The sequence below is a fragment of the Helicobacter pylori genome (assembly GCF_011175115.1).
GTDB classification, from domain to species: Bacteria; Campylobacterota; Campylobacteria; order Campylobacterales; family Helicobacteraceae; genus Helicobacter; species Helicobacter pylori_DF.
The window spans coordinates 1-17,403 of sequence record NZ_SHOW01000011.1 but is presented as its reverse complement, the minus strand read 5'-3'; the positions used below and the strand labels follow the sequence as shown (position 1 = coordinate 17,403).

The following is a 17,403-nucleotide window of genomic DNA, read 5'->3' as shown; positions in this document are numbered from 1 at the left end:
ATCCCTACTATAGGGACACAGAGTGAGAACCAAACTCTCCCTACGGGCAACATCAGCCTAGGAAGCCCAATCGTCTTTAGCGGTTGGGCACTTCACGAGATGACACTAAATGCGCTTATAGATACGATTTTGAAGCCGGTAAAGCTATCAAGCAAACGCAATACTACTATATAGATAGGGAAAATAAAACGCAAAATATCGGTGGTTGTGTGGATTTACAAGGCGCTCAAACGAGAACTGAAAATAAAACTAGCATCACTAGAGATAATTTAACTATCCATTTTTCAAGGGCTAAATATCCTAGTAGCACAGATTTTATGCCAGCTAAAGATTGGGTCAATAAAAGTGTGAAAAGTTTAAATGAATTAGTTAGGGTGATTACAAACTACCATTATTCAAGCGCGATCTATAAAAATAATTATAGAAGTACCCATAACACTAAAGGCTTTTCTAATTTGCTTATTTTTGACATAGATAATGACAAAGATAAACCTAATATTAGCCTAGAAGAAACTAAAAGTCTCTTTAAAAAACATGGCATAGAAACGCTTATTATCCCATCAAGAAACCATAATAAAGAAAAGCACGGACATATTGCTGAAAGATTTAGAATCATTATCCCTACACAACAAACTATAGGGCAAGATTTTAATTGTAACGATAATTTTAGTGCCTTTAACAATTTTTGCGCTAAGGCTCTAGGTATTTATGATTACATAGATAAAAAAGTTTCTATGGATAGATCAAGGGCGTATTATAAAAGCCCTAATGATGCAATGCCTATTATTTTAAAAGGACGCATTATGGATTTAACCTATTTAAAACAACAAGCAATGAGTAATCTATTCACACAAAACATGCAAATCCAAACCACAGAGCCTGAGCCTGTGAATAAACCTGATTTGTCTTTAAATATTGTTTTAGCTTATGACAATGATAAAAATGGACAAGTCTATACACAGATTAGTGAAGAAATCATTTATAAACATACAGAAAATATGCCTAATGTTTTTATCCCATATTCTAAGGATTGTAACGATGACTTAAAACTAGCCAATTTGATCGGTAATGATCATATCAATAGTGAAATGATAAAAAACTTTTTAGAAAGAATAGAGAAACAATCTTTGTTTTTTGATGGTGAGAAGAAAGAAAAATTAGAAGCTCTTAAAAATGAGTGCTTAGCCTTATTGAAACCACAAAAACAAATAACCTCACAAAACGACACAAAAGAAAATGAAAAACCAATTCAAGGAGTAGATTATGAAATGTAAAAATTTCAAAGAAAAAGCTTTGTATTTTATGCTGTTGGCTATGCCCAATTTATTGTTGGCAAATGGAAGTGGCGTGTGGCAGTCTAATGCATTGCAAACAATCATCAATTTTACTAGCGGTCCTTTCATGAAAGCAATAGGTGCAATTATTGTGATTTGTGTGGGTATTTATGTAGTTAAAAACCTAGACAGGCTAGGAGAAATTGCGTGGAAATGTATAGGGATAATTTTAGCCACTATTGCCATTGCAAACGCTCAAACTATTGCCACTAAATTATTTGGAGTTGGGTGAATGATTTTAAATTATGTAGAGACCATCAATGTTAGAGAAATATCTAAAAAAGAGAAGTTTTTAAAGCTTAATATGAATAGTTGGATCATTTCTTTTTTGAGTGCTTCTTTCTTACTTGTGTGGTCTTTATTGTATGGCGTGGTGCTATTGGTAGCATTGGTAACAATGTTTTACATATTAGAATTTTTTGATGAAGATATTACAAACATTATCTTGGCAAACCTAACGCTAAAAAATGATACTAAAGAATATTATGCTTAAAGGGTTTTAAAAATGTTTCTTGGTTTAGAGGGTTTTAAAAGACTTATTTTTAATTTCTTAAATTTTTGTATTCCTAGCCAATATTCTTTAGTTCAAGAAAACAATATCAATGGGAAATTTGATGAAAAGTTTGTATTAACGCATAAAGGAAACTTAGTAGGAGCAATATCTTTATGTGGAATAACTTATTCAAATTTTGATAAAGAAGAGGTGGCTACACAATTTTTATACAGAACACAAGCTTTGAATGAATTGATAGATGGTGTTACGCTAAGAATTATTGCTAAACGAAGAGATGTAAAAACTCAAACCATTTACAACAAAGATGGTGTGAGCAAATACGCTAAAAAAATTGTTAATGCTTACGAAAAAAATAAAGAATGTAAGTTTTAAGTGTTCTCTAAGTTTCAATCTAAGTCAACTAAAAAATCATTGGAAATGTAGCATAAATTTTTTAAACAAAAGCTTAAAGAATAATTTCATTCCTTTAATATTGATTGTGAGTTATTATGAAATGGGTTGGTAGTTCTTATATGAGTTGCTAGTAAGTTTTAATGGTGTTTTGCTCCTAGTTCTTAATCATACAAGCAACCTAGTTCATATCAATTAGAGCAGATAAGTTCTTAATCTATTTTCCCCTTAGTTCTTTGCTTAATGTGAGCTATTAGGTTCTAACTTGTGACTTTTAGTTTTTATCGTGTATCCATTAGTTCCCTAATTGTTGCTTACAAGTTCTTACTACTTGCTTGTCAGTTCATAGCATTTAGCTTGCAAGTTCTTATTGGTAGGCTGTAAGTTCTTTTGCTTGTGCTATAAAGTTTTCATTTTATAGGCTACTAATCTTACCATATGGCTATCTAGTTCTTAATGTTTTGACTACAAGTTCTTTCAATAAAAATCTCTAAGTTTTTATAGCGTTTCTAACAAGCCCTTGCCTAAAAAATTGAGTAATGGGGTTAAAGCTTTTGAATGAAATTTTTCTTTCTTACTAGATTAAAAATTTAATTCATCTATCAAAGCACTTTTTAAAAACTTTTTAGGCAAAAAGTTAGCAAAAACCCTTATTTTTTAAGAATCTAGCTCCAAGTCCCTTGAATACGAAGTTTTAACCATATGTGCACGCACACATGGTGTTATCCTGCACCTTTTTGATTTAGTTCTAATTTCAATTCTTTGTGCTATGCTACAAAGAATTGAAGAATCGCTAGATTTAAAATCAAAAGTCTAGCTCTTAAATCAGCGTTAGCTTGAATAAAATTTGGGCGTTTTAAATGCCTTGTTAGTAAGGGAAAGAAGTTTAGCTTGAAAGTGTGCGAATTAGATAAAAATTTAGCAATGTTGTTAAGTCTTAAAGGGTTTGTATGCTAGATAGGGCTATATTAGATACTAAGCTAGATAGTCGCCCTATGGATTTATCTTTTTTAGATGATATTTTAGAGCATATGCGAAAGCCTAGACCCAGCGATAGCGATAAAGTGGACAAAAGATTGCTAATCAAGTTCAATCAATTTAGTTCTAGTCCAAAGTCTATTAAGTCTAATTTAGTTGGCACAAAGAGCACTAGTCCTGTGCTGATTAAAAACATAGGGCAAATGAAACGCTCCCATTTAGAAAATGCCCTAAGCTATGCTTTAGAAAACAGCGAAACAGCCTATAATGAAATGTTTATGGAGTGCGACAAGCAATTCATCTTAGAGACTTGGCTCAATGACTTTGATTTGACTAACGACTACAACGAAGCTATGCACTTAGTTTTTTCTATCAAAGACAAGCCAGATGAGGAGATAATGCAAGGGCTTTTATACTCCACTTGGGAAAGTTTAAAAGTAAGGTTACCTGAATATAAATTTGCTCTAGTCCCCCATACACACCAAGACCACGCCCATATCCATTGTTTCATCAACAAGACTAATCAACTAACACGAAGAAGACTGCGTTTTAAAGGGCGTGAGGATTGCAAAGAATTTTTTAACGAATTAAGAAATGAGTTTGCTTACCGACTGAATAACCATTTATTAAGCGAAGAATACCTGTATGTCAATGAGCCTAAGCTCAAAGAATTAGACAATATCAAACAGCAATTACAAGACTTGGAAAAAGAAGAAAAAGCCTTAGAACAAATCAAATCCCCACAAGATGAGTGGGATTTAAACAAGGCTTTACAAAAAGAATACCTACAAACTCTCAAAGACAAAAACAAAGCAAAAGCCCTAGACATTCAAAACAACCAAAGCGCTCCTTTAAAACAAAAGATTTCTGCATTTAAAATCGCTCTCTTTAATCACAAAGATATGAGCAATGATGAAAAAGAAAGCCTAGATATTGACAGAATAGACAAAAGAAAACCAGTAAGCGAACACTTAAAAAACACTAACAAACACGAGCTATACGAACTCTTAGGCTTTTATCAAAAAGAATTAGATAAAAAACAAAACCATTCAGCCTTTAAGAATTTTGCTATTCTCAATGGTTTAGACAGAGACTTTGAAAGAGAGACTAAGGGCTATTCTGTTTTAAAGAAAAAAGAAATGCTTTTAAATAAGCTTGAACACCTAGACAAACGCCTTTTAGATAAAAACTCACACTTACTATTAGCTCAATTAAGAAATGAAGTGAGAACTAAAAACAGCACACAATACAATAATTTAACTAATCCTATTTTTTTAGCCAAAGCCTTAGAACTTTCTAAAGATAAACGCCCCACTCTCAAAACTTTTAAAAGTGCTTATTTTAGTGCTAGAAAATATCAATTCATGCTAGAGAGCTTTAAATCTAAACAAGATGACCCTACCTATAAGCTTAATGACAATACTTGTGAGTTAGTGAGTAAGCAATTACAAGACTATCAAAAGACTATGCTCTTACTCGCCAAAGAAAGACTACTCTTTTTAGAACAAGATTTAAAGCAAAAAGAAGAAGAGTTTAAAAGAGCCAAAGAGAGCTATTTCAAAGCCCTAGAAAGCCATAAAGAGACTTTTTCATTACCCTTAAAAGAAAAACAAGACTTTCTCAAACAAACTAAGCAATTTTCTAAACTTTCTAAGGATATTGTCTATATCTGTAATGAAATCATAGGGGCTAATCGGTTCTTAACCCACTATGACAACCTAAACCTTGAAAAAGTCCTAGAACACGCCAAAGACACTAATCTAGAGCAAAAACAAATTCAAGCTATTACCAAAGAACCTAACAACGATGAACCTTGGATTGAATATGGCAAACAAATGCAAGCTAAAGCCAAAGCCCACTATCAAGCTATGGTAGAAAAAGAAAAAGCTAAAGAATTAGTCAAACAACAAGCTAACACCTTGCACTCTAATGAGCTTGATGATGACCCTAAAGCTCATGCTGGATTAAAACAAAATGACAACACAAACTTTAAAGGGCGTAATAGATAATGCTCTCAAGCGATGATTGCCTTTAATATTCTTAATAAAGAATATACCCTTTGATTAAAGGGGTTTATTCTTGTTCTTTTCACAAATTAGCTTATTTAAACAGATATACAAATAAAGCACTCTAAAATGCCCTACAATCAAAATAAAGCCATAAGATAAGACAAACTATTAACCTAAAAACAAAAACGCTTTAAAACGCCTTGTAGAGCTTAAATTTTTCTTAAGTAGCACGCAAAAATTTAAAACCTTAAAGTTTTCTTAAATATAATCATAAAGCAAGTTTAAACCTAACCCTTGAACCTACTATCAAATCAAACTTAACTCTTTTAATACTAAGAGCTAGAAACAAACCTTAACCCTACACACTCTAAACAAAAACCTTTCTAATCCTAAATGCTAATGAGACAAACCGCTTACAACCTAACTTAAATAACACAAGCCTTGACTAATCATTCCTTCCACAACTAACATGTCATTGATATGTAATTCCTATTTTTCTTTTATTTTGATTTTGTTCTTATTTTTACTAATAAAAGAAATTAAAAACTTTCCTTAAACTAAACCTAGCCACAACTAACCTTATGGCTCTTTCAGTCAGTTTGTCTCTTTTAATCAAAAGTTCTTTTTTTTTGATTTTTCTTTTTTCCTTTAGCAAGTTCCTAGTTGTCTAATTTAATCAAGTTTTTTAAAAAAAAGAAATCCCCCTCATGACATGATATTTACTAATAACATGTTTACTCAATAGGTTAAGAAAGAAAGGTAAACCTTTCTTTCCCTTAATATTTTTATAACTATACGGAACTTAAGTTCCGCTTTCATATCTAATACCCATAAACACGCACTTCTTAACCTTAAAAAGTGCTTAAAGATTACTTTCAAAAACTATTTAATCGTTGATAAATTCAATTTTTGTATTTAGTGAGTAATGCAAATAACTATGTATTTGATTATTTACTTTTAAGGGGGCGAAATTTTGCTTTTATGCCTTAGTTAAAAGCGGAACTTTTTAGAGATTTAGATTTAAAGGCGGAATTTCAAATCTCTAAGGAGCCATGCAAAATTTTTAAAAATACCGCTTTTAGAACCTAACAAACTAAAAAACATAAAACTCTCATTCTTTAAGATTTCTTTTTATATTTTAATAAGGGAGCAATATGCCACATAACAAACTCACTAAATCTCAGAGAGAACTCTTTTGTAATCTCAAAGCCTTTTTATACACTAAGGCTAAAAACTTCACGCCCATTCAAGATGTGAAGGATATGGCTTTAATCCTAGACACACAAGATAAAATCTTAAAATGCCATAATATAGAGCAATTAAAACAACTCTGTCATATTCTTTATAATCAAGGCATTAAACACACTATAATGATGCAAGGCTTGTTTTTATTCTTTAACTATTTTAAAGATAATCTCAAATTAAGAAGTTTTAGAATGCTTAGCGAAGAGCAAGTGATTAACTTTCTCTTTGAACTCGCTCAAAATAGAAAACCAAGCTCTATGGCTAAGTATGTGATGTATTTAAGGCAATTCTTTGATTACTTGGATAGAAAAAAGCATTATAACTTTGACTTTGCCCTTAAAAACCTAGCCTTTGCTAAGACCAAAGAAAGCTTACCCAGACATTTAAACTACAAGGATTTAAAGAGTTTTTTAAAAACACTTTTAGAATATAAGCCAACCACTAGCTTTGAAAAGCGCAATAAGTGTGTTTTACTCATTGTAATACTAGGAGGGCTTAGAAAATGCGAAGTGTTAAACATAGAATTAAAACACATTCAAGTAGAAGAGCAAAACTACTCTATTTTAATTCAAGGTAAAGGTAGGAAAGAAAGAAAAGCTTATATCAAAAAGAGTTTGTTAGAACCAAGCTTGAATGCTTGGCTTAGTGATGATTACAGACTAAAATATTTCAATGGAGCATATCTTTTTAAAAAGGATAAGCAAAAATCACAAAATTCTTTAACGCTTTATAATTTTATCCCCTTAATCTTTAAACTAGCTCAAATCAAACACTATAAGCAATATGGCACAGGCTTACATCTATTTAGGCATAGTTTTGCAACACTCATTTATCAAGAAACCCAAGACTTAGTTTTAACTTCAAGGGCGTTAGGGCATAGCTCCTTACTCTCTACTAAGATTTATGTTCATACCACACAAGAGCATAACAAGAAAGTAGCTCTTGTGTTTGATAGTTTGATAGAGAACAAGAAGTAAGGTGGTTAAAATTGATTAGGTAGTTTAGTGTAATTAGTTTAAATAATCTTATTAAGATAAATAATCTAGCATTAGATAATTTTAATTAACTATTTAATGTTTTATTGCTAATTAAAAATGATTAGTTTTATAAGGGTTGTTAAAATCATTGAGATTTTATAGAGTTAGCTTAAATTACAAAATATTCTAAAAACAATGTAATTATAGATTATTGTTACTCATTAAGAATATATTTGATTAACAATACAAATAACTAAATTCTATTAAATACTGATAGATTAACTAAAGCTATTAAATACCTACTTAACAAGATTGTTTATCGTCTACGCTTAGGCGTGGGGGTGTATTCATTGGAATTGTCTAAATCATCTGCGTTGTCATGGGAATTTGAGCAAGTCGCTGTTTTAATTTGGTCTATTTTGTCTATTAAAAAATCATAAGCATTTAAAGAAAGGTCTTTATAGTGTGAAATGGGTTCTACCATATCTATTTCTATGCTATAACGCTTTTTATCTAACTCTTGCAAAGAATTTTGAAGAGTTAGTAAGTCTTGCTTAGTTATTTTTTGAGAACTTAAAAGCTTGTCAAATAAATTATTGTCATTATGCAAAGCCACTGCTATATCAAAAATATCTCTTGTTTTATTATCAGTTTTTCTAAAAGTAATCTTTTTAGCGATAATATTTTCTAAACTTTCTATATAAATATCAAAAGCAAAAATCTTTTTAGAATTATCTAAATATCCCTCATTACTAGCATAATCCACTAAAACATCTATTTTAATGTTGTCTTTATTCGTTACGCCTATATGATTATGTTGGTCTATGTATCTTGTGCTATCAAAATGACTGCAATTATCTATCCATAATTTAGGGCTAAAAAATCCCAAACATTGAGCATCATTGACAAACAAATCAATATCAAAGCTTAATCTATGCTGGAAGTAATACATGCTCAAAGCTGTGCCTCCTCCAAACTTAATACTACTAGGATTAAGCCCTAAATTCAAAGCATTTTTAATAATGGGATAAAATTGTTCTAGGGCTTGAATTTGAGCTTGAAAGTTGTTTTTGATAAAACTAAGGCTCTTTTCATTGATAGGGATTGATAGAAAGGACATGTAAAATATTCTCCATAGGAATGTGATAGTCTTGTGAAAACCATTCTATTTCTTGCTCTAGTGCCTCTGTTTGAATTGTGCCTATAATATACTTGTCAGTATTGCTTAGATTAGTTGTTTTTTTATCCATAAAAAGCCCTATAAGATACTCTAAACTCACATGCTTATCTTTATTGCCAATAGAGTTATTGATTGTAGCTAATAACATAGGGGCAAATGACATTTTTATCCTCCCTAAATTGATTTGATTGTAGTTTAGCAAATTTTGTGTTGGTTTTGGTTTGACTTATAATGATTGTTTAGCTATAATACGCCTACATTCGTAGGTCTGACCGAAGCCCACTTTCTTATAGCTTATAGACTACTTAGTTTTTCCAAGTCTTTGTTTCCAATACTTTTGATTAAATCATCTAAAAATGAAACAATTTTGTTAGGCATGATACTAAAGTTGAAACTTTTACTTGTAGGCTTTTCTAATTCTCTGATAAAGCGTGTCGTAATGCGTGGGCGGTTGTTTGCCCTTAGCTTTAGTAAATTTTCCCAATGATACGCACGATTTCTAATTGTCCATAGTAAGTTTAAAGCAATATAGGCTTTAGCATAATTAGAAAGATGTTGTTTTCTACCCTTAATAAGCAAAGTATCCTTATTATCTTTGTAATAAGCCTTAAGACTATAGGCTCTCAAATCTAATGCTACCCCCTCTAATTTGTAAAAAAAGATAAGCTTAATCACCGCTTCTAAAGACATTTTAGATAAAATCAAAGAATGCGTGATTTCTTTTTTCTTTTCTTTTAATTCTTCTATTAAGGGGATTAAAGAAACTTCATCAAACACCCACTCATTCCCTTTAATTTGAGTTAGGCAATAATCTAGTGCGTTGCGTAAGTAAATCTCTAAATTAGAGATTTTAGGTGTGATTAGACTAATGAGCTTTAAATTTTCTTTGTATTGCTCTAGGTTGTCATAAGTCTCTAGTCTGTCTTTGGATAGAATGAGCGTAATATCGTTTTTGAAATCTTGTAAATCTTGCATAGTGTCTCTTAAAATAATTGTTAAACCAAATTATAACACAAACAAAATTAGTTATAAAAGATTGTTATTGCTTGTTAAGATAATATATAGTGAGTAATTAAAATAACCAAATTCTACTAAATACATACAAAATAACTTAATATTTAATTGTTATTAGTATTTCTTTAAATTTCTATGCTATAATGATTACAATTCAAGTTAAGTTAAAAGGAATAGAAAAATGATTAAATTAAATGGTTTGAATAAAACTTTAAAAACAAGCTTATTAGCTGGGGTTTTACTAGGTGCTACTGCTCCCTTAATGGCAAAGCCTTATATTAAGCGATGAAGACTTATTGAAACGAGTAAAACTACACAATATCAAAGAAGATACGCTGACTAGCTGTAATGCTAAGGTGGACGGCTCTCAATACTTGAATAGTGGTTGGAATTTATCTAAAGAATTTCCGCAAGAATATAGAGAAAAGATTTTTGAATGCGTAGAAGAAGAAAAACATAAACAAGCCCTTAATTTAATCAATAAAGAAGACACTAAAGATAAAGAAGAACTTGCAAAAAAAATCAAAGAAATTAAAGAAAAAGCTAAAGTTTTAAGGCAAAAATTTATGGCTTTTGAAATGAAAGAACACTCTAAAGAATTCCCAAATAAAAAGCAACTTCAAACCATGCTTGAGAACGCTTTTGATAATGGAGCTGAAAGTTTTATTGATGATTGGCACGAACGCTTTGGGGGTATAAGTAGAGAGAATACTTATAAAGCACTTGGCATTAAAGAATATAGTGATGAAGGAAAGATATTAGCCTTTGGTGAAAGAAGTTATATTAGACAATATAAAAAAGATTTTGAAGAAAGCACTTATGATACTAGACAAACCTTATCTGCTATGGCTAATATGAGTGGCGAAAACGATTATAAAATTACTTGGTTAAAACCCAAATATCAGCTCCATAGTTCAAATAATATTAAACCCTTAATGTCAAACACAGAGTTGTTAAATATGATAGAGCTAACCAATATCAAAAAAGAATATGTTATGGACTGTAATATGGAAATAGATGGTTCTAAATATCCCATTCATAAAGATTGGGGATTTTTTGGTAAGGCAAAAGTCCCAGAAACTTGGAGAAATAAGATTTGGGAATGTATTAAGAATAAAGTAAAGTCCTATGACAACACTACCGCTGAAATAAAAATAGTTTGGAAAAAAAATACTTATTCTATCTCTCATCACTAAACCCTTAATCCCATATACTAAAAATGGGAAAACCAAATTGGTCAAATTTAACATTAGGGTTTTGAAAGTATATTCTAGCTCTTTCTCTTTCGTTTATTCTTTTTTGCGTTAATTGTTTGTCTATATGGTTTTCTTCTTTCCCAAAGCCATCATTATTTTGCCTAAAATAATCATCTGCCATAATCTCGCTTTGCATTGCCATTGTTTGATTTAAAAAGAGCATTTGATTGGTAATTTCTTTTAAATATTTTAGAGTAAATAATTTAATCCTTTGGTTGAAATTTGCGTAGGCTTGGCTTTGAGCGTCTTTATTGGGGGCTTTGGTTAAATCAAGTGTGAGCGTTTGGATTTCTTGTTCTAATTCGTTATCTAAGCGAGTTGTCCTAAATACATTTTTAATAGGGTCGCATTTACCTGTCTCTTTATTTTCTGTGCAATAATGTATCCCTTGCTTATTATGGTTAGCTGTAGGGTCAGTTACACCAAACTCAGTTTGTAGGACATCAAGTCTTTTTAGAAATGGGTCAAGTTTCTTTTTTAACTGCTTATTATCATTAACCTTTTTCTTTACTCTAAGCAAAAATCTTTGTTTTTGCTCTTCTGATCTATTGCCTGTTGCTAAAAGAGCTTGCTCGCTTTCATAATTACTATCGTTTACCATTTTACACAACATTTCCCCCCACGCTCTACCACTCAATTCCCCAGCAAGTAATTGCATGTTTTCATGGCCACTGCTACTTAGAGATTGGATTAAATTTTGCACATCTCTTGCGGTTTGGGTTTGTTCGCCATTTTTGGTGATTAGGTTATTGAGATTTTTAAGATTGACAATCTTATTGTTAGTAAGAGCATTGACATTAAGCCAAGGGCATTGTTGCGATAAATACTTGTTTCTTAGCAAATTTTGTGTGTTCCAATTTTCTATGCTTTGCTTTAAATTCTCATAGTTGTATCTAATGCTTTGAAGTTGATACTGAGCGTTTTGTAAAACTTGCATAGGATTGGCTAAAGTGATAGCACTACTACTAATCAAAGAATTAGTCGTATTTATCATGTTATTGACTTTTTGTAACTGATTGACTTGAGCTTGAGCCTTAGAAATAATCTCTTCGTATCTTTTGATACTATCTACCATTTTGCCTATGATAGTGGCTTGACTTACATGGGTTTCTGGGTCATTGACAATCAAAGGAGTTTCCCCCTCTGCAAAGACACTTTTGCAACATAAAAGAGTGCTAAAAAGCGCACTAAAAATTGATTTTTTCATTTTTAAACCTTTCATTTGTTATTTTTATCATTATCAAATCCAAAGCCACTTTTAACACTTGCTACAAAGTGTCTCACACCAGCTTTAGCACTTCTTGCATTTACAGCATTTGCCCCTCCACTTAGTCCAGCAAGTCCAAGAGCTTTAGCTCCAGCTTGAAGTCCTGCTAGTCCGCCCCCAGCACTCTGATAGGCTTGCTTAACTTGATTAGCAACCATAACTGCACTACCCCCAAATACAGCTCCGCCTATTGTCATGCCAATTTTTTGCATCATTTCTGTTACTGCCCCCACGCCTCCACTTGTGCCAAAGATATTATTGATAAAATCAGGCACTCGTTTGACTAGAAAGAAACAAATCACAGAACCTAAAACAATAATGGTTAAAAAGCCTACAATAGAACTATGGGCTATATAAGAGTTCCAATCTCCTTTTAAGACATTGCCAAAGGCATCAATAATTTTTCCCTCATTTGCCATTTTATCCGCATTGCCATAAAAGCCTTGTGTGACTTCGTGTTTAGTGGGGATTAAAGCATTGACTTTATAGATTATTCCATAATTAAAAAAAGCTACTAACATCATACAAGGTTTATAAAGAGTAAGGGAAATGAGCTTTTTAAGATAGCTAAATAACATGCCTTTGGTTTGGGGGATTAAACCTAAAGGCAATACAATTAAACCTAATGCTGACCACATAAAAATTTCTGCTGTAACTAATAACACAATAATAAGCAATAAGCCTAAAAACAATAATTCCCCTAAAATCACTAAAAAAAACATGATTATTTTAGGTATCATTGTGAGCCAATTAAACATGCTAATACCATCAAAAGCATTATCCCACAGATTAACTATCATTGCATAAGCACTTGAAACTAGATTGCCTATATTAAAGGTTTCACTAGGACTAGCATTAGCATTGGTAGGAATTTCTAAGCCATCATTTAAGCTTTGAGCGATAAGTATAGCAAGCTTTTCAGCTGGATAAAATATCGTGTTAATGAAATAGGTGTTAAAATCATTAGGATTTCTAATCCCCCAATTGATAAACCCCACAAACACGATGAATACAACCACTCCCATAGCGGTTTTAAACTCAAACATATCGCCCTCTTTCACACGCTTATACGCCCATATCATAAATAAAATAGTAATAATGGTGTTTAAAATGAGTTGTGCATGAAAAAAGCTACCCACATGTTCAGCAAGACTTTTGGCTACTTTTTGAGATGGCTCAACAAACATGCCAATAAGGGTGTCAAACAAATTCATCGCCCCCTCCCTTTAACACAACTTTGTGCTTGTAAATTTTCTTTAGCATTTTCTAAAATGCCCTTAAGCCTTTCATTAAAGGGCTTAATGCTATCAATTTGTTCTAATTTATCCATGATATTTTCTTTTTCTTGTGTTGAAGTGTAGTTGTCTTTTAATTTTTCTAAAGAGCTTTCTAAAAACTCCGCCATAGTGTCAATGTTAATCGCCTTATTTTCTATAATGTGTGCTAATTTCAAATCATCATTACAATCTTTTGAAAAAGGCGTATAGATAGTGGGGAATTGCTGTGTAAGAGCATATAAAATACCCTCGCATTTTTCTTTGTATCCTTTACCCTTAATATCATTATCAAAGGCTAAGATGACATTAAAACTATCTTGTGGCTTATTAACAGGCTTAGGCTTTCTGTATTCTCTAGTTCTTTCAACTTGCTTGTTATAAATAAGAGCATTTTTTTCTCTTTGATAATTTTTAATAATGTCAGTGTAAGTCTCTACTACCACGCTATTAAAATCATCACTAGCCCTGCCTTGTCTCACTAATTCTTGCCATTGTTCTTCTTGTTTTAGATAATGGTTATACGCTCCTTGTTGTCGCCCTTTTAATTGCTTAAAAAAACTTTTTAAAAAGAGTTCTAATTTTTGTGCATTAAATTGCCCTGCGGTGCTAATTAAAACGCTCTCTTTAGGCTCTAAACCTTGTAACTCTAAATAAGCTAGACTATCAAAGATATTTTCAGTAACAATGACATTTTTAACTAAGCTTAAATTATTAGGGAACAAGACTTCTATGCCTTTACTTCCTTGTGCGATAGATTTTAATGGCTTGTCTCTTATGTTGCCCTCTTTGTCTGTGCTTAAGGGAGTATTTAGGCGTTTGTTAATCCCACACTGATGAATGGGTATGACATTAAGATTTTTATTCTCAAAAGCTAAATAGGTAGCAAGGATAAGATTATTAAAATTGTCCGTTTTTAAATGCTCTTTATAAGGCTCTAATAGCTTTGTATCAATGCCACGCTTTTTAATGAGTGTAGCGTTTTGTAAATCATAGGGTTTAAGGTTTTTAAACTCATTGATGATTTTTTGAATTTCTTCGTTATTTTCGCTAGAGTTATCCCTTGCTTGTAGAGTATCTTTTTTATTGCGATAGCCTTCTAACTTCCCAGCGAGTAAGTCTTCAACGCTGATATTTCTATCCTTACAAAAAGTAATGATATTACCGACCTTATCGGTATGAGTTTCTTTGTAGGTGTAACTAATTGAGCCATCTTTATTTTGATTTTTAAAGATGACTAAACTTCCCTCTTCGTTTTCATGCTTTAAGCAAGGGTTATTCTTGCTATGCTTATTTTTGTTGATAACATAGCCATTATCTAATAAAATCTCATGCAAAGGCAAGGCAGTGAGATTAGGGATATAACTCATAGGATTTTCCTAACGCCTTCTGCTCTTAGAGAGCGTATTTTGTGTGTAGCCATAATCTATAGTTGGCATTTCTTTTTTCACTTCTTCTTGAGCGTTATTTTGCTCTTTAGCTAATTCTTTAGCTTTTTCTTTTTCTAGCATAGCTTGATAGTGTGCTTTAACTCTAGCTTGTTCTTTTTTACCAAACTCAATCCAAGGCTCATCGTTATTATTACTCTGTACTTTCTCTTGGATTTCTTCTTTTTGGCGTTCTTGTAAGCATTTGTGAGCTTTAGGGTCATAATCTAGCCATGGTTCATCAGGATGCAAGGTTTTCTTTAGCTCTTGCTTAGATTGTGGCTCTTTTGCTTGAGTAGTGCCATTTTGCTCTATAGCTTGGTTTTGTTTTGTGTTTTCTTGTTGTGTAGCGGTGCTATTAGTTTGAGCGTTAGTAGTCTCTTGTCTTGGCTCATTTTGTGAGTTTTTAGGTTGCTCTGAATTTTTATTAGCCTTATTTTGCTCTTTAATAGCATTTACCCCCACACTTTGAGTGGCGCTATCTAAATTTTTGAGTGTTTTTGCTTGTTGCCTGTCTAAATGCTTTCGCATCACTTCATACACTCTATTATCCATAGGCTCTAAGCTATCTTTAGATTTAGCTAAATAATCTTTTAAGACTTCGTGGTGTTCTTTTTCTAATTGGTGTCCCAAGATAGACTTAACGCTTAATTGCAAGCCCTTATCTTGCATGTGATTATTACCATGCGCTTGTTCTAAGCAATCCTTAATCAAATTGATATGCTCTTTAGTGAGCTTGGTTGGCTCTTTTTGGCTTACCACTAATAAGACTTTCAATTCATCTTCATTCATGTGGTTTTTAGCGTAATTTAAAAAGCTCTCTTTAAAATCAAGCTTAGTCTTAATGCGTTTTTGCTTAATATCAAGCTCGGTTTGTTTAAAGAAACTATGCAAACTAGCGTATTTGTCTTTAAGGTCTATATCATTGCTAGGTGTTTTCTTTTCTTGCTCTTTTTGTGCGTATTCGCCTTGTTCTTGTGTGTTAGGCTCTTTTTCATTAAGCTTATTGCTTTCTTCTAAAGCAATAGAAGCGATTTTACTTGTAGTATTTTCTCCTGTAGGTCTTAGCAATTCAAGCTCATTAGGATTTAAAAAAGTGATAACTTCGTTTGTTTCATCTCTTATAACTTGCAAACTCTCTAAAAGTGTTGCACTTTCATTATCCAAACCTTGCTTGGTATTATTATCTCTTAATGTCTCTAATTCTAAGTCTTGCTGGTTTAAAAGCTCTTTTTCTTGCTCTTGAAAAACTTGTTGCTCATAGAGAGTATCAGGGTTTTGGCTCTCATAATATTGCTCTAGGGCTTTATTTTCGCCCTCTAGGGCGTATCTTTCTAGCTCTTCTTTTTCAAGCTTATTTTCATGCTCTGCAATACTAATTTCTCCAACTCTTTGAATTTGATTTTCTTCATAATCTCGTTTGTCTTTTGTATTAGAGATTTCATTTTTCATGCTCTCAATGACTTCTAGCATAGAAGAAATGTCATCTTTTAAGCCCTCTTGGCTTAAAGACTTGATTTCTTGTTCTAAAATGCCTAAAAAATTGGTGGGGTCATTTTTAGAATTTTTAACTTCATCTAAAAAACTCTCTAAAAAAGCGTCCTTTCCATCATCACTCCAAGCTTTCCACGCCTTTAAAAATCCATTGATAAAATCTTGCATTATCTGCCCCTGCCTTTAGATTGAGTAAGCACTACTTCATCATTAGCAAAGTAGTGGTCATACTTTTGTTGCTCTGCTCCTTTATTAAGAGTTTGTTGCAACATCGCTAACATTTGGGGATTGTTTTGAGCCATTTCAAACATTTTGGAAAACTCTGCCATATTCATTTCATTGTTGTTTGGCTCTTTAGTGTTATTTTCTTTGGCATTGTTGTTTGCATTAGGTGCAATTTGTTGCTGTGGTTCTTGATAGATTTTGTGTTGCTTTCTTTTTTCATGATGGGTTGCCCCATATTGATTGACATAATCTAGCACTTTGTTATACTGCTTTTCATTCAAATGCTTGGATAAATCATAAATCACCAAATTTTGATTATTCATAGAGAAAGTATTGCTAATGTATTGTGTTCTTAAAGTTTTAGGGTCTAATTCTTTAAGCTTAGTTTTGTCTAGCGTTTGAAAAATATTGACATTGTAGAGATTTTTAATTTCTAAAGTCGGCTCTATATCTATTTTTTCTTTCTTAAACTCATAAAAGGGTGTAACGCCATCTTGCATATACTTGATGTTGCCAAGTTTGTCTCTTTGGGGGACTTTTTCATTTTCATAAAGCACTTCGCCATTAGCATTACGCCTAGCATTGCCCTCTTTGTCTTTAAGGGGGATTAAATTACCCTGTTCATCTCTTGCTTTAACATAGCGCATTTCATAATCTCTAATATAAGCAATACTTGCCTTATCATAAAAGCCATTAGGATTATTTTTACTCTTAGTGTTGTTTTTAAACCACCCAAGCAGAAATCCCAAATATCTTTAGTGTTTGGGATGAATGCTTTAGTTCCGCTAGGAATAAAAACCTTAAGTGAAACTAACCTTG

At 32.1% G+C, this 17,403-nt stretch carries 11 protein-coding genes and 4 pseudogenes; 7 read left to right on the top strand and 8 right to left on the bottom strand.

Features of this window, described 5'->3' with window-relative positions:
• Positions 1–218 precede the first annotated feature (218 nt).
• The 6 genes and pseudogenes from EXS92_RS08055 to EXS92_RS07705 form a co-directional block, all read left to right on the top strand.
• A pseudogene (locus tag EXS92_RS08055) lies at positions 219–1,274 on the top strand (toprim domain-containing protein); the annotation flags it as partial.
• Positions 1,264–1,566 (top strand): TrbC/VirB2 family protein, encoded by a 303-nt coding sequence (locus EXS92_RS07725; RefSeq protein WP_000649842.1) that lies wholly within the window; start codon positions 1,264–1,266, stop codon positions 1,564–1,566. The pseudogene EXS92_RS08055 and the gene EXS92_RS07725, both read left to right, overlap by 11 nt.
• Positions 1,567–1,827, top strand: coding sequence for a virB3 type IV secretion protein (locus EXS92_RS07720; protein WP_165516070.1), 261 nt, complete (start codon positions 1,567–1,569; stop codon positions 1,825–1,827).
• Positions 1,828–1,839: 12 nt separating this feature from the next.
• A pseudogene (locus tag EXS92_RS07715) lies at positions 1,840–2,208 on the top strand (VirB4 family type IV secretion/conjugal transfer ATPase); the annotation flags it as partial.
• A 980-nt stretch (positions 2,209–3,188) separates the two neighbouring features.
• Positions 3,189–5,225, top strand: a complete 2,037-nt coding sequence (locus EXS92_RS07710; protein WP_207633407.1) for a relaxase/mobilization nuclease domain-containing protein — start codon at positions 3,189–3,191, stop codon at positions 5,223–5,225.
• Positions 5,226–6,379: 1,154 nt separating this feature from the next.
• Positions 6,380–7,447: a tyrosine-type recombinase/integrase gene (locus EXS92_RS07705; protein ID WP_165516069.1), complete on the top strand. Its 1,068-nt coding sequence runs from the start codon at positions 6,380–6,382 to the stop codon at positions 7,445–7,447.
• A gap of 316 nt (positions 7,448–7,763) precedes the next feature.
• Here EXS92_RS07705 and EXS92_RS07700 read toward each other — a convergent pair whose 3' ends face one another.
• The 3 genes from EXS92_RS07700 to EXS92_RS07690 form a co-directional block, all read right to left on the bottom strand.
• Positions 7,764–8,567: a nucleotidyl transferase AbiEii/AbiGii toxin family protein gene (locus tag EXS92_RS07700; protein WP_147792577.1), complete on the bottom strand. Its 804-nt coding sequence runs from the start codon at positions 8,565–8,567 to the stop codon at positions 7,764–7,766.
• Complete coding sequence (locus EXS92_RS07695) at positions 8,539–8,790, bottom strand: hypothetical protein (RefSeq protein WP_000006537.1); 252 nt, start codon at positions 8,788–8,790, stop codon at positions 8,539–8,541. The genes EXS92_RS07700 and EXS92_RS07695 overlap by 29 nt, the downstream gene beginning before the upstream one ends.
• Positions 8,791–8,921: 131 nt before the next feature.
• A complete protein-coding gene (locus tag EXS92_RS07690) occupies positions 8,922–9,602 on the bottom strand; it encodes a CAAX protease (RefSeq protein WP_097695050.1) in 681 nt (226 codons plus the stop codon).
• A 220-nt stretch (positions 9,603–9,822) separates the two neighbouring features.
• On the opposite strand from EXS92_RS07690, the pseudogene EXS92_RS07680 reads away from it, so the two are divergent.
• Positions 9,823–10,837 (top strand): annotated as a pseudogene (locus EXS92_RS07680) (hypothetical protein).
• A gap of 4 nt (positions 10,838–10,841) precedes the next feature.
• Here the strand turns inward: EXS92_RS07680 and EXS92_RS07675 are convergent.
• The 5 genes and pseudogenes from EXS92_RS07675 to EXS92_RS07900 form a co-directional block, all read right to left on the bottom strand.
• Positions 10,842–12,119: a hypothetical protein gene (locus tag EXS92_RS07675; protein ID WP_165516068.1), complete on the bottom strand. Its 1,278-nt coding sequence runs from the start codon at positions 12,117–12,119 to the stop codon at positions 10,842–10,844.
• Positions 12,116–13,378, bottom strand: coding sequence for a type IV secretion system protein (locus EXS92_RS07670; RefSeq protein ID WP_165516067.1), 1,263 nt, complete (start codon positions 13,376–13,378; stop codon positions 12,116–12,118). The genes EXS92_RS07675 and EXS92_RS07670 overlap by 4 nt, the downstream gene beginning before the upstream one ends.
• Complete coding sequence (locus EXS92_RS07665; RefSeq protein ID WP_000120427.1) at positions 13,375–14,808, bottom strand: hypothetical protein; 1,434 nt, start codon at positions 14,806–14,808, stop codon at positions 13,375–13,377. The genes EXS92_RS07670 and EXS92_RS07665 overlap by 4 nt, the downstream gene beginning before the upstream one ends.
• 9 nt (positions 14,809–14,817) lie before the next feature.
• Positions 14,818–16,527, bottom strand: a complete 1,710-nt coding sequence (locus tag EXS92_RS07660; RefSeq protein WP_165516066.1) for a hypothetical protein — start codon at positions 16,525–16,527, stop codon at positions 14,818–14,820.
• Positions 16,527–17,309, bottom strand: a pseudogene (locus tag EXS92_RS07900) (ArdC family protein); the annotation flags it as partial. The pseudogene EXS92_RS07900 and the gene EXS92_RS07660, both read right to left, overlap by 1 nt.
• Positions 17,310–17,403 lie beyond the last annotated feature (94 nt).

Excerpts from the sequence above, each read along its gene's own strand:
- EXS92_RS07725 (WP_000649842.1), top strand. The coding sequence starts at position 1,264 with ATGAAATGTAAAAATTTCAAAGAAAAAGCTTTGTATTTTATGCTGTTG.
- EXS92_RS07720 (WP_165516070.1), top strand. The coding sequence starts at position 1,567 with ATGATTTTAAATTATGTAGAGACCATCAATGTTAGAGAAATATCTAAA.
- EXS92_RS07710 (WP_207633407.1), top strand. The coding sequence starts at position 3,189 with ATGCTAGATAGGGCTATATTAGATACTAAGCTAGATAGTCGCCCTATG.
- EXS92_RS07705 (WP_165516069.1), top strand. The coding sequence starts at position 6,380 with ATGCCACATAACAAACTCACTAAATCTCAGAGAGAACTCTTTTGTAAT.
- EXS92_RS07700 (WP_147792577.1), bottom strand. The coding sequence starts at position 8,567 with ATGTCCTTTCTATCAATCCCTATCAATGAAAAGAGCCTTAGTTTTATC.
- EXS92_RS07695 (WP_000006537.1), bottom strand. The coding sequence starts at position 8,790 with ATGTCATTTGCCCCTATGTTATTAGCTACAATCAATAACTCTATTGGC.
- EXS92_RS07690 (WP_097695050.1), bottom strand. The coding sequence starts at position 9,602 with ATGCAAGATTTACAAGATTTCAAAAACGATATTACGCTCATTCTATCC.
- EXS92_RS07675 (WP_165516068.1), bottom strand. The coding sequence starts at position 12,119 with ATGAAAGGTTTAAAAATGAAAAAATCAATTTTTAGTGCGCTTTTTAGC.
- EXS92_RS07670 (WP_165516067.1), bottom strand. The coding sequence starts at position 13,378 with ATGAATTTGTTTGACACCCTTATTGGCATGTTTGTTGAGCCATCTCAA.
- EXS92_RS07665 (WP_000120427.1), bottom strand. The coding sequence starts at position 14,808 with ATGAGTTATATCCCTAATCTCACTGCCTTGCCTTTGCATGAGATTTTA.
- EXS92_RS07660 (WP_165516066.1), bottom strand. The coding sequence starts at position 16,527 with ATGCAAGATTTTATCAATGGATTTTTAAAGGCGTGGAAAGCTTGGAGT.